General features: G+C 60.2%; 8 protein-coding genes. 6 read left to right on the plus strand and 2 right to left on the minus strand.

The features are described from left to right. Positions 1–126 precede the first annotated feature (126 nt). Both ACWJKU_RS15070 and odhB read left to right on the plus strand, forming a co-directional pair. The gene (locus tag ACWJKU_RS15070; RefSeq protein WP_454143487.1) at positions 127–2,979 is read left to right on the plus strand and encodes a 2-oxoglutarate dehydrogenase E1 component; all 2,853 of its coding nucleotides are present in this window, start codon (positions 127–129) and stop codon (positions 2,977–2,979) included. Further along, positions 2,954–4,204 carry a 2-oxoglutarate dehydrogenase complex dihydrolipoyllysine-residue succinyltransferase gene (gene odhB / locus ACWJKU_RS15075; RefSeq protein WP_454143489.1) on the plus strand — a complete coding sequence of 417 codons (1,251 nt, stop codon included), beginning with the start codon at positions 2,954–2,956 and terminating at the stop codon, positions 4,202–4,204. Before ACWJKU_RS15070 ends, odhB begins: the two co-directional genes overlap by 26 nt. Before the next feature lie 56 nt (positions 4,205–4,260). Here the strand turns inward: odhB and ACWJKU_RS15080 are convergent, their stop codons facing one another. Both ACWJKU_RS15080 and ACWJKU_RS15085 read right to left on the minus strand, forming a co-directional pair. After that, complete coding sequence (locus ACWJKU_RS15080) at positions 4,261–6,663, minus strand: PAS domain-containing sensor histidine kinase (RefSeq protein WP_454143491.1); 2,403 nt, start codon at positions 6,661–6,663, stop codon at positions 4,261–4,263. A gap of 492 nt (positions 6,664–7,155) precedes the next feature. Then, positions 7,156–7,770, minus strand: a complete 615-nt coding sequence (locus ACWJKU_RS15085) for a response regulator transcription factor (RefSeq protein WP_454143493.1) — start codon at positions 7,768–7,770, stop codon at positions 7,156–7,158. A 451-nt stretch (positions 7,771–8,221) separates the two neighbouring features. Between ACWJKU_RS15085 and ACWJKU_RS15090 the strand changes: the two genes are divergently transcribed. The 4 genes from ACWJKU_RS15090 to ACWJKU_RS15105 all read left to right on the plus strand — a co-directional run bounded on the left by ACWJKU_RS15090 (position 8,222) and on the right by ACWJKU_RS15105 (position 13,584). After that, positions 8,222–10,390, plus strand: a complete 2,169-nt coding sequence (locus tag ACWJKU_RS15090; protein ID WP_454143495.1) for a VTT domain-containing protein — start codon at positions 8,222–8,224, stop codon at positions 10,388–10,390. 15 nt (positions 10,391–10,405) lie between these two features. Next, positions 10,406–11,146: an endonuclease/exonuclease/phosphatase family protein gene (locus tag ACWJKU_RS15095; RefSeq protein ID WP_454143497.1), complete on the plus strand. Its 741-nt coding sequence runs from the start codon at positions 10,406–10,408 to the stop codon at positions 11,144–11,146. Positions 11,147–11,281: 135 nt separating this feature from the next. Then, positions 11,282–11,467 (plus strand): hypothetical protein, encoded by a 186-nt coding sequence (locus ACWJKU_RS15100; protein WP_454143499.1) that lies wholly within the window; start codon positions 11,282–11,284, stop codon positions 11,465–11,467. Positions 11,468–11,754: 287 nt separating this feature from the next. Continuing rightward, positions 11,755–13,584, plus strand: a complete 1,830-nt coding sequence (locus ACWJKU_RS15105; protein ID WP_454143501.1) for an ABC transporter ATP-binding protein — start codon at positions 11,755–11,757, stop codon at positions 13,582–13,584. Positions 13,585–13,785: the final 201 nt, after the last annotated feature.

Genomic DNA, 13,785 nt, shown 5'->3' on the forward strand with positions numbered 1-13,785 from the left:
AATCCGGCTCGAATTTGTCTGAGACGTTGTAAACGTCCCACGCCCGCCCGATGGATTGCATGTGACGCGGCGGCCATAAAGCCTTTAAACTCCGAAACAACGGGACGGACATCCGAGACCAATACAATGAATAAACTCTTACAATTGTTCAAAGAAGCGTCGGCTTTTAGCGAAGACAACGTCAATTTCCTCGAGGATCTCTACGAAAAGTTCCTGCGCAATCCCGAATCCGTCGACGAAAGCTGGCGGGAGAAATTCCGGTCGATTCAGCAGGAATTGGCTCTCGGGGAACCTTCGGCCGGAAAAGAACCTGTCGCCGCCAAGTCGCCTGCCGAGGTGTCCGAAGCGGAAGACATGTTGCGCAAGCAATCCGCCGTCGATCAACTGATCGAACAATACCGGACCCGCGGCCACCAGGCCGCCGACAACAATCCGCTGAAATTCTCCCCTCCGGCGGAACTGCGGGACCTGGACCCCGCCCATTACGGGCTGGGCGGAGACGAGCTGGGCCGCCTCTTCTATATCGATATCCTGCGGAGTTCGGAACGGCTGCCCTTGCACGAGATTCTCTCGATGCTGCGCCGAACCTATTGCGGCCATATCGGCGCCGAATACATGCACATGGTCGACCGCGATATCAAGCAATGGATCCGGAAACGGCTGGAGAGCGCGCGCGCGCGGGGAAATTTCGACGCGGAAGAGAAAAGATGGCTGCTGAAGCTCCTCACCGCGGCCGAGGGCATCGAAAAATACCTGCACCGGAAATACGTGGGGCAAAAACGATTTTCGCTCGAAGGCGCCGAGGCCCTGATTCCGCTGCTGGACGATCTGATCCAGCGCGCCGGCGAAAAGGGAACCAAGGAAATCGTGATGGGCATGGCTCATCGCGGCCGGCTGAACGTTCTGATCAATATTCTGGGCAAGAAACCCAGCTCCTTGTTTCAGGAGTTCGAAGGCACCTACGCCAACGCGCCGCCACATGCCAGCGCGGGCGACGTGAAATATCACATGGGCTTTTCGTCGGATATCGAAACGGCGGGCGGCACGGTGCATCTCGCCCTGGCCTTCAATCCCTCCCATCTCGAAATCATCGATCCGGTGGTGGAAGGCTCGGTGCGCGCGCGGCAGGACCGGCGCGAGAACGAAGACGGCGAGACCGCCGTGCTTCCGGTCCTGATTCACGGCGACGCCGCGTTCGCGGGACAGGGCGTCGTCATGGAGACGCTCAACATGGCCGAGACTCGCGCTTATACGACGGGCGGCACCATACACATCGTCATCAACAATCAGATCGGCTTCACCACCAGCAACCCGTTCGACGCCCGATCCACGCTGTACTGCACCGACGTCGCGAACATGATTCAGGCGCCGGTGTTTCACGTGAACGGCGACGATCCCGAAGCGGTGATTTATATCACCCGGCTGGCTCTCGATTACCGCATGAAATTCAAGCGGGACGTGGTGATCGATCTGATCTGCTACCGGCGCCACGGCCATAACGAGGCGGACGAACCGGCCGTGACGCAACCCTTGATGTACCGGTTTATCCGCAACCATCCGTCGGTACGGAAACTGTACGCCGACCGCTTGATCGCCGAAGATGCGGTGACCGCGGATGCCGTCCAGCGCATGGAAGAGGACTACCAGAACGGCTTGAAAAAGGACGAAACGTTCTTCCGGCCGATCGTTCACGACGCTACGAACTACGCCAAAACCCGGTGGGATCATTACCTCGGCACGGAATGGACGCAGCCCTGCGAAACGGGCTTGCCGCAAACGGCCATTCGCGAACTGTCCGAACGCCTGGTCAGCATTCCGCCGGAATTTGCCCTTCATCCGCGCGCCGCGGCGATCATCGATACCCGGCGCAAAATGGCGGCCGGGGAACTCCCTCTCGACTGGGGATATGCCGAGACCTTGGCCTATGCCTCGCTGCTGACCGAAGACTACGCTGTACGTTTGACCGGTCAAGACGTGGGACGCGGAACGTTCTTCCATCGCCACGCAATTCTGTACGATCAGAATTCCGGTGATGCCTACATTCCGCTTCAGAACCTCAGCGACAAACAAGCGCGCTTTCACATTTACGATTCGCTCCTGTCCGAGGAAGGCGTGCTCGGGTTCGAGTACGGCTACAGCAGTTCCGAGCCCGACACCCTGGTCATTTGGGAAGCGCAGTTCGGCGATTTCGCCAACAATGCTCAAGTCGTCATCGACCAGTTCATCACCTCGGGCGAAACCAAATGGGGGCGGCTCAGCGGCCTGACCATGCTGCTGCCTCACGGTTATGAAGGCCAGGGTCCCGAACATTCATCGGCCCGGATCGAACGTTACCTGCAACTGTGCGCCGAGCAGAACATCCAGGTCTGCGTCCCGACGACTCCGGCGCAGATTTTTCATCTCCTGCGCCGGCAGATGCTGCGGCCCTGCCGCAAACCGCTCATCGTCATGACGCCCAAGAGCCTGCTGAGACACAAGCTGGCCACGTCCCGACTGGACGAACTGTCGACCGGTAGCTTTCGCAACATCATCGGCGAAATCGACGCCCATGATCCCGCCAAGATCACCCGCGTCATCCTGTGCACCGGCAAAGTGTTCTACGATCTACTGGAGACTCGGCGCAAGGAAAACCTTCAACACGTCGCCATTATCCGCATCGAACAGCTCTATCCCTTCCCTTACGATGCCTTCATGCAGGAACTGGCGGCCTATTCCCACATGAAAGAATTGATCTGGTGTCAGGAGGAACCGGAAAATCAAGGGGCTTGGCACCAGATCAAGCACCGATTCCTGAGTCTGCTGGAAAAGGACATCGTCCTCAGCTATGCTGGGCGTCCCATGTCCGCCGCGCCTGCCGTGGGTCAATTCCATCGGCATTTGGAGCAGCAGAAGAAAGTCGTCGAAGATGCACTGTTTAGAACCGTGCCCCGTCAAGAGCCACTAGGAATCGTTCATGCGCATCGAAGTCACCGTGCCTAATCTGCCCGAATCCATCAGCGACGCAACCTTGCTCGACTGGCATAAACAGCCGGGTGATCCGGTGCAAAAGAGCGAGACGCTGGTCGACCTGGAAACCGACAAGGTAGTCCTCGAAGTTCCCGCTCCGGATAACGGGGTGTTACAGGAAATCCGCCATGTCAAAGGCGACGTGGTCGGGAGCGGCGCGCTTCTGGCGGTGATCGATACGGAGACCCGGCCCGCGGCCGCCGAAACCGCGGCGCCCGCGGAAATTCCGGCGAAACCCCAGCCGGCTGCCGCGCTCGAAGCGGCTCCCAGGCCCACGAGGTTCGCCCAACCCCTAGGGCCTTCGGTGCGGCGGCTGATCATGGAACACAACCTCGATCCGGCGCAGATCGCGGGCACCGGCCGCGAGGGCCGCTTGACCAAGCAGGATGTGCTGGATTATCTGGAATCCCGGCAAAGGGAAGCGGCGGAACGGATCGCTCCGTCCCGGAAGCCGGAACCCGTGCCGAAGGAAAGGCTTGCAGCCGAGGTTACGGAGGGCCGGACCGGGCGGCGCGTGCCCATGACCCGGCTTCGCGCCCGCATCGCCGAGCGCATGATCGAGGCGCAGCACACGACCGCCACATTAACCACGTTCAACGAAGTCAATCTGCAAAAGATTTTCGATCTGCGGAATCAGCACCGCGCGCGCTTCGAGCAGGAATACAAGATCAAGCTGGGCTTCATGTCCTTCTTCGTCAAGGCGACGGTGGAAGCTCTCAGACGCTTCCCGATCGTCAACGCCTCGATCGACGGGAACGACATCGTTTATCACGATTACTACGACATCGGCATCGCCGTATCCACCGACCGCGGACTGGTGGTACCGATTCTGCGCGACGCCGACCGCCTCGGCTTCGCCGAAATCGAAAAAGCGATCATCGATTTCTCGCAAAAAGCCCGCGACGGCAAGCTCAGCTTCGAAGATCTGAGCGGCGGCACGTTCACCATCACCAACGGCGGCATCTTCGGCTCCATGCTCTCGACCCCCATCCTCAACCCGCCGCAAAGCGCCATTCTCGGCATGCATGCCATCAAGGACAGACCGGTGGTCGAAGACGGGCAAATCGTGATCCGGCCGATGATCTACCTGGCCCTCTCCTACGATCACCGCATCATCGACGGCCGCGAAGCCGTGACTTTTCTGTTCACCCTGAAGGAACTGCTGGAAGACCCGGTCAGATTGCTTCTGAAGATCTGAAGCACGATGTTTTGTCGGCGGCCGGTTCGAGTCCCGGCCGCCGAACGCGAGCCGTTCTATCCTTCCAAAACATGAGCCGGGCTGACGATGTCGCGCGGCACGGAGGACCGGAGCGGCCGCGCTTCGCCTTCGCCGGCCATCGGGCGCCCGGACGCCGGATCATACAAAGGCAGCCGGATCGAAAATTCACTGCCCCGGTCTTTACCGGGGCTGGCGGCCGAAACCGTCCCGCCGTGCATTTCCACCAGGCTTTTTACGAGAGCCAGGCCGACGCCCAATCCGCCGGGCGCATTGTGCAGCGGCCGCTCGAATCGAGCGAACGGTTCGAAGATATGCTCGAGCGCGTCCGGCCCGATTCCGATGCCGTTGTCCCGAACCGTTACGGAAATGTCTTTCCCGACCCGGTTCATCGCCAACTCTATCCGGCCGCTTGCCGGCGTAAATTTCGCGGCGTTCATCAACAGATTTGCGACGATCTGCGAGAGCCGCGCCGAGTCTCCCCAAAGGCAGAGCTGCCGACCGGTTCCCAGAAGCGCCAGCTCCTGGCGGTTTTTTTCAATGACCGGCCGACAAACCTCGACGGCCTGGGCAATGGCCGAAGCCATGTCGGCGACCTCGAAATTCAGCTTTAACTTACCCCGCGCAAGCCGCGAGACATCCAGAAGATCGTTGATCAGCCGAGTCAGGGACTTGACCTGGCGCTCGATGCTGCCGGCGGTCGATTCGAGCAGTTCCGGCCGCTCCGAGCCGCGCCGTTTCAACAGTTGCGCCGAAGTCAGAATCGGCGCGAGAAAATTCCGGAGTTCGTGAGCCAGCAACGCGACGAACTCGTCTTTTCTTCGTTCGGCTTCGCAGAGCGCGTCTTCGGCCTCCTTGAGACGACCGATGTCCAGATGGACACCCGCCCAGCACATGACCGAACCGTCGAGGTCCTCGACCGGCACTCCGCGCGCCCGTATCGGATGCCAGCGCCCGTCCGTGCCGCGGCAGCGGTATTCGCTGTCCCACGGCTGCAGCGTCCGTACCGCCAGCCGCCAGCTTTCCGAAACGCGCGGCGCATCATCCGGATGAACCGCGGCCAGCCATCCGAAATCCGAACATCGATCCAGGGTCAGGCCGGTCAAGGCCAGAAAAGATTCGCTAGCGTACGCCAGGCTGCCCTCGGGCGTCCCTACCCACAGGCCGTATTCGATGGACTCGCCGACCGCCCGATAGAGTCGCTCGGCACGGATTTGGCCTTCCTCCGCGCGCTTCCGATCGGTAACGTCGACGAGAGCGCCGGCCAGTCGCGGGCAATGTCCTGAGTCACCCAACATCCGCCGCCCCCGGACCTCCACCCAATTCGAGCGTCCGTCCGGCAACGCGACGCAGAATTCCCGGCGATGGCTCGGGACGGAACGGTCTTCGGGTTCTGGGAGAGCGGACAAATCCTGTGCCGAGATTTCCTGCAACCAAGCCAGGAAGCGGTCCTCGAAATCGACAGCCGGACGCACCTGCGCCGGATCGAACCAGGTTACGCCGCCGGTCGACGGGTCATGCTCCCACACCGCCGTTCGGCCCATTTCAAGAGCCAACTGCAAGCGCGCTTCGCTGTCCCGCAGCGCGACCTCGAATCGCTTTTGCCCGGCGATATCCTGAACGGCAACGTTCACGCCCGAGACAAAGCCGTCGCTTTCCTTGATCGGAAAAAAACTCGCCAGCAGAATCCGCTCCGATCGAGAACCGTTCGGTCTCGTCTCCGCAATCTCTTTTTCCAGAATCGGTTCGCCCGATACGATCGCTCGCCGCAAGTGCGGAACGATCGCCGGGCCGATCTCCGGAACCGCCTCCTGCACGCTCCGGCCGAGATGGGCTTCCACGGAGGCCCCGTGAATCTCGGCCAACCGCCGGTTGATGCGGACAAAGCGCAGATCCCGATCGAGAAAACAGAGTCCCACGGGCGCCGTGGCATAGATACTTTCGATTTCCGCGAGCTGCGATTTCACGGCGCGCTGGCTCCGCACCAGCAATTCTTCCAGTTTCCTTCGACGGACGATCTCTTGTTCCAGCATTTGCCTGCGCCGCAGAGACTCGCGGGCCTTCTGCCTCGACAGCCGGTACCAATGACCGATCCCGATCAGCAGCAATCCTTCGGTCATGAAGAATACGAAACGAACCCGGGCATTCGCATGAGGAAACAGCCGCTGGATATCGAAAGCGGACGCCCCGAACAGAAAATGATCCGCGGCCAGTCCCAGCGCCATCGCAAACAGGCCGGCGCCGAATCCGCCCAAGCAGGCGCCGAGGAAGACCGGAACCAGTAAAGGAAGGCCGATCGGAATCGGCCAGCCCGCTGCATGGGCCGCAGCGGTCAACCCGACGACGGCCGCTGCCGAAGCCAGAACGACGAGATACGGTCCAAGAACTGCGAATGGATTCGCCGGCTTCAACGTCTCGCTGGATTTATTGACGCTGGGCACGATTGACCTCCATTCCGATTACGCTGTGCGGCGTCCCGAGCGATACCCGTCTGCTTGCAAAGCCGGAATTCCGGATGACGAGAGGTTCTGCGTATTCTCGTTTGTATCGGCTACGGATCGAACAGAATCGTCTCGGGACCGTATTCGAGCTGCCGCGATCCGTGGCTTGAGCGATGCCGCGAAGGCAAGGGCGATGCGTTCGGCGATTCCGGGATTACCGGAACATTTTGGTTTATGAAAAAACCCGTATGTTCTCCAATGTTTTCGTAGGGTACGACGCCAAGCCGCGATTCGAATGTACGTATTTTTACGTACTCGTTCGCGCGCGCAACACGACGAGAACCGACGGCACGGCATCGAGAGCTTCGTTCATGAACCGCGGGGAACGATTTGCGGGCGCTCTATGCGCCGTGAAAGCGAAAGTTCCGGCGGGCTTTCGGCCGGATCGAACGATGGCGCCTCGCAGAACAAGGCAAAAGCTCGCCGCACCGCTCAACGAATGCCCATCTGGATGGCGAGCGCCACGAGGTCGGCGAGCGATTGAACCCCCAGCTTCTCCATGATTCGAGCCCGATGAATTTCGGCAGTGCGATGACTGATGCCCAAAGCCTTGCCGACCTGTTTCGCCGAATAGCCGCGCGCCAGAAACACCAGGATTTCCTTTTCGCGAGGCGTCAGGCTCGCATAAAGAGCGTCGAGTTCGTTCTGCCGCGATTTTTCTTCATAGCGCTGATAACCGAGCACGAGCGCGTTTCTTATCACCGGTATCAGCACGTCGGCGTCCACGGGTTTTTCAAGGAAATCCACGGCACCGCCCTTGAAGGCGGCGGTCGATTTGGGTACGTCGCCATATCCCGTGAGGAAAATGATGGGTAGGTTGAATCCCCTCTCCGTCAGAATCTGCTGCAGATCCAACCCGGAAATCTGGGGAAGATTGATATCCAGAATGATGCATCCTTGCTGCTCGGGCTTCAGAGAAGCCAAGAAGTCGGTCGCGGACAAATAAGTCTCGACAACGAAACCCTCGGCCCTGAGCAATGCCGCTAAGGCATCGCATACGTCAGGGTCATCGTCGACAATGAAAACTGTTAGTCCATTAACAGCCATATCCAACGCCTTTTCAACAATATGGTTTCGAAAGTACGCGATCGGTATTTTCCATGAAGGTCATGCATTTGTATATACGAACATGCAGACAAACCGGTGGGAAATTTACCGGTAAACTCAGAATCTTATCCCCCCGATACAGCTCTGTAAACCTACGCTGACGTGAAGGCGGTGTTTTATGGGCGGTATTCGCAACGCGACCAGAGTGAAAGCGCGCGCCATGAAAGCGAGGAAGTCGCCGCGGCGGCCTTCGCCTTGCCCCGGCCCCGATCAAAAACCTTTCGCACGGACATCGGAATCGCCGGAGTTCGGAGCGCCGGCCGCTAAAGCTTGTCAAACAAGCTAAAGAGATCCGATCGTCATTTCCGCGATTCCCTCACGCCGTCGGAAACCAGACTCATTCCGGCGTTTTTTCAGTGTCTTACGCTTATCGACAAGGAAGATTGAAGGAATGAGGTATCTCGACAGCCATCGAACAGCCGAGAACCGCATACTGGAACCCGGGCGCAACTGCTGGCGCAGCGCTCGCGCCCGCCGGGTTTCGTTCCTGATCGACAGCTCGGCGTATTTTCCCGCCTTGCGGACGGCAGCGATCCGTGCGCGGCGCTCCATCTTCATCGTCGGCTGGGACATCGACAGCCGGACCAAGCTGGCTGAAGGCGGCGTCGGCGACGGATTTCCGATCCGGCTCGGCGACTTTCTGAAAGCGCTGATCGAACATAGACGCGGGCTGGAAATCTACATTTTGAACTGGGACTTCGCGATGCTTTATGCGCCCGGCCGCGAAGTCCTGCCCATCTACACGCTCGGCTGGCAAAGCCACCGGCATCTCCATTTTTATCTCGATGGCAGGCATCCGGTCGGCGCTTCCCACCACCAGAAAATCATCGTCATCGACGACGCCCTGGCCTTCGTCGGCGGCATGGACCTGGCGCAGGAGCGCTGGGACACGCCGGATCACGAGCCCGACGCGCCCTGCCGCCGGCGCTCCAACGGCCAAGCCTATGCGCCGGTGCATGACGTGCAGATGATGGTGGACGGGGCGGTCGCGGCGGAACTCGGCACGCTCGTCCGCGAGCGCTGGCGTTCTGCGACCGGATGCGAACTGCACGGCGGCAGCCTTCCCGGAACCGATCCCTGGCCCCCGTCGATCGTCCCGGACCTCACCGATGTCGATGTCGCGATTGCCCGGACCGCTCCGCGGTTCAATGGCTCTCCCGAAGTCGCCGAGCTCCGGCAGTTGTATCTCGACGCCATCAAATCGGCGCGGGACACGATTTACATCGAGAATCAATATCTTACCGCCTCCTCGGTCGGCGCCTTGCTCGAATTACGCCTTCGCGAGCCGAGCCCTCCGGAAATCGTCGTCGTGTCGCGGCTGACCGGCGGCGGCTGGCTCGAGCAAACCACGATGGAAGTCCTGCGAGCCCGGCTGCTGCGCCGCCTTCGCGCGGCCGACCGACACAGCAAGTTCCGGATCTACTATCCGCACTGCGACGGCCTGAACGACCAATGTATCAACGTACATTCCAAGGTGATGGTGGTAGATGACCGTCTCGCGCTGGTCGGCTCGGCCAACCTGAATAATCGCTCGATGGGGCTCGACACCGAATGCAATCTCGCCATAGAAGCGACCGAATCGCGGACGGCCGAAGCCGTAACCGATTTTCGCGATCGTCTGCTGGCCGAGCATTTGGGCGTCCCGGTAGATCGCGTGGAACAGGCCATCAAACGCGAAAAGTCGCTGATCCTGGCGATCGAGAGCCTGCGCGGAAACCCGCACACGCTTCGATTCCTCGAAGGCGAGGTGTCGCCCGAAGCCGATGCCCGCCTGCCGGAAGCCAGCGTGATCGATCCGGAAACGCCCATTGATCCCGACCGCTTGATCGACGAGCTCGTTCCCGCCGAACACCGTCCTTCGGCACGCAAACGGATCATGGCCACGCTGAGCCTGCTCGCCGCGGTCGGAGGGCTCGCCGCCGCCTGGCGCTGGGGCCCGCTGCACGAATGGCTCGACAAGGACACGTTGATCGGTATCGGGCGTGCGCTGCAACAGACTCCGGCGACGCCGGTCTGGGTGCTCGGGGTTTATATCCTTGCCGCTTTGACGGCAATCCCCATCACATTGGTGATCTTCACGACGGCTGTCGTCTTCGGCCCCACCTTGGGGTTCGTCTATTCGATTCTCGGATCGCTGGCGGGCGCGTCCCTCACGTTTGCGCTGGGCCATGTTTTCGGTCGAAATATCGTGCGGCGGCTGGGCGGTGTACGGCTCAACACGCTCAGCCGCTGGCTGAGCCGTCGCGGGTTGCTCGCCATGCTCACCGTCCGCCTGGTGCCCGTCGCGCCGTTTACCGTCGTCAATCTGGTAGCCGGCGCCTCCCATATCCGTTTCCGCGATTTTCTACTCGGGACCGTCTTGGGCATGCTTCCCGGCGCGACGGCCATCACCGTCTTTTCCGATCGCCTGGCCGCCACGGTTCATCACCCCAGCCCCGGTAACATTACCCTGCTCGCCGGTTCCGCCGCGGTCATCGGCGTCGCCGCGTTCGCCATGCACCGATGGCTACGGCGGCGCGAAGCGGAAAGCGCGGCTTGCGCCGACGGTTCGGCAGGTTAGCCAGCCCGTCCGCTCATGTCCTTAGTCGTCGCAACCTACAACGTTCATGACTGCATCGGGCGTGACGGCCGTTACGATCCGGAGCGGGTGCTGACGATCATTCGCGAGCTCGACGCCGATCTCATCGCGCTCCAGGAGCTGCAATGGGAGCCCAAGGTCGCTCTCGACCTGCTGCAACATTTCGCCTCTCGCTTGCACTACCGGGCCATTCCGGGGCCGACGCTGTTGCGCCGCAACGGGCACTACGGCAACGCCATTCTCACCCGGCTGCCCGTCCGTAACATTTGGCGCATCGATCTCAGCTTTCCGCATCGGGAGCCGCGCGGCGCCATCGATCTTTCGGTCGACAGTCCCTGCGGCCCGCTGCGCGCGATCGGCACCCATCTCGGATTGCTTCCAGGCGAGCGGCGGAAGCAAATGACGCGATTGCTGAATCTGCTGGCCGACGCGCCCCCGCCGGCGCTGCTCTTCGGCGATCTGAACGAGTGGTTTCTGTGGGGCAGACCGTTGCGCTGGCTGCGCAATCATTTCGGCCACATCCCCGACATCGCGACTTACCCTTCCATATGCCCGCTGTTCGCGCTCGACCGGATTTGGGTCAAGCCCCGCGAACTCCTCGCCGATATCTCCGCCTATTCCACGCCTCTGGCCCGGGAGACCTCCGATCATCTGCCTTTGCGCGCCGTACTGAAGCGTCCCGATTCGGATTCGAATCCGTCGCGGGTTCAAGCCGATTGCTACAAAACCGAAACATAATCGCTTATCGATAAGCTCATATACATAAGGAATTCTGATTTACCTGAATCTTGATTTTTTTTATAACTAAACTACCGCAGCCTTGCTGAGGTGAAGACCTAAATTTGCCAACTTACTCAAAATAAGGAAAGTACCATGAGAATCAAAGGAGATTATTTGAGGAAGAGTCTGCCGGCACTTTTGGACAGATGGGCAGATGATGTTGACCGGCTGGATATCCGGATCCAACCGGACGACGAGATGGATGCGGGCACCGAAGACCGTTACGAACTCCCCCATTCGATCGGCTTCGATTCCGGCTTCCACGCGCAAACCGGCTAGCGGGCGCTTTCGTTCGTCCGAACCTTTCGACCATCCCTTAAACCGAAGGCAATCGCCTCGCTTTGTCGCTCGAGCGCACTCGAGCGACAAAGCCCACTTCGAAGCGCGCGATCGATCGCATCTCGTCATTAACGACGGCGAGTCTCGCATTCCTCCTCGGCAAAGCGGCAAATGCTCCCGAAAGCGGCAGTCGACGGGCTTTTCGGCTTTTTTGCGTCCGCGTTGCGGGCCCGGCCGATCTTGAAAACCGATCGCCGCTTTCCTTTCCGCACGTTTTTGTCTTTACCATGAACGATTCGACAAGATTCGCATTCAAACGCACTGCCGATGCGCCGGCTCTGCCCGATACCGGCTTTCGCTTCATCATGCACTGTATGGCGGGGTTCCGCGGATGGCTTCTGCTGATGCTGATATTGGAAGCGGGACAGGCCGTGAGCAACATCCTCGTGCCCTACGCCATCGGACAAATCATCGACGGCGTAACGGAGGCGAGCGGCGATCCCGCACCTCTGGCGGAGCGCCTGAAAACGCCGCTGATGCTTTTCGCCGCGCTGAATATCGCCGAAATCCTGTTCAGCCGGGCCAGCGGCGCCTGTCTGATCGCGGTGGGGCCGCGCTTGCGCCAAAGGACGACGCAAATGCTGTACGCTTATTTGCAACACCACTCGGTACGCTACTTCAGCGGATATTTTGCCGGCGCGCTGGCCCATCGGATCACCGAGACCGCGATGAGCGTCAATCACACCGTCTGGGCCGTTCTCTTCGATTTTTGGCCGATCGGCATCGTCTTCGCCGTGTCCGTCGCATTGCTGCTGCGAGCTCACGCGGATCTCGGATGGTTTGTGGCGGTCTGGGTACTGATCTATGTAGGCGTCTCGTTCTGGCTGGCAAGGCGCTGCCGCCCCTACGCTCAGGCGTACGCCGAAACCCGCAGCCAGGTGAACGGCAAAATCGTCGACTCGGTGACCAATATCCTGAACGTAAAGCTGTTCGCACGGCTGCGGCACGAGCGGGATTATCTCGACCGTTACCTGGAAACGGAGGTCAAGGCCGGACGCCGGACGTTCTGGTACATGGAACGGGTCCGCTGGTTTCAGTTCATTTCCGCCGCGGCGCTGAAAATAGGCACCATCTATTTTGCCCTCACGCTTTGGGAGCGAGGCTTGATCGGCATCGGCGACTTCGCGATGAGCGCCGGGCTGGCGCTCCTGATCATCGGCGATGCGCGCAACCTCAGCCGCCGCTTTCTGGAATTCTTCGAATACGTGGGCAACGTCGCTAACGGCGTAGCCACCATCGTCAAACCTCATGACATCGTCGATGCGCCCAAGGCGCGGCCGCTGCGAGTAACGCACGGACGCATCGAATTCCGCGACGTACGCTTCGGTTATGCGTCGGGACAACGGGTATTCGACGGCTTGAACGTCGTCATCGAGCCCGGCCAGCGGGTCGGGCTGGTCGGCTTCTCGGGCTCCGGAAAATCCAGTTTCGTAGGGCTGATCCTCCGCTACTACGAACCGCAGGGCGGTCGAATTCTGATCGACGGCACCGACATCGCTCACGTGACCCAGGCATCCCTTCACGAACAGGTCAGCCTGATTCCCCAGGATCCCTCGCTGTTCCACCGTTCGCTGCGGGACAACATCCGTTACGGGCGATTGGACGCCGAAGACGTCGATATCGCCGCCGCGGCGCGGATGGCCCATGCGCACGATTTCATCGACGCCATGCAAGACGGCTACGAGTCTTTGGTCGGCGAGCGCGGCGTCAAATTATCGGGTGGCCAGCGGCAACGCATAGCGATTGCCCGGGTCATGATCAAAGACGCGCCGATTTTGATTCTCGACGAGGCCACGTCCAGCCTCGACTCCATAACCGAAAAAGCCATACAGGACAGCCTGGACCGGCTGATGGGACGAAAAACCGTTATCGTCGTCGCCCATCGGTTGTCCACAATCGCGCACCTCGACCGTATCCTGGTTTTCAATCGGGGACGCATCGTCGAGGATGGAAATCACCGAGAGCTGCTGGCGGCAAAGGATTTTTACCATAAACTGTGGGCCATGCAGGCCGGAGGATTTCTTCCCGATACCCGCACCGGCGCCAATACGTTATAGTCGAGCGCCGATGAGGCCATTTGCTTGATACCATTCTTGCGGAAGCAGCCTCGGCCGAGTAAAAAATTTTTGTCAATGAATCGAGACACTGTTCGGGCGCACCGTTCTCCGGCTTGCGCGCATCCCTTCCGCCAGGTTGCTGCGCGTTGAAATCCGTGGAGTGTCTGCTTCGCCCATCAACCCCGAAAAGGAGCGTAAACG

Source organism: Methylocaldum sp. MU1018, assembly GCF_053646775.1.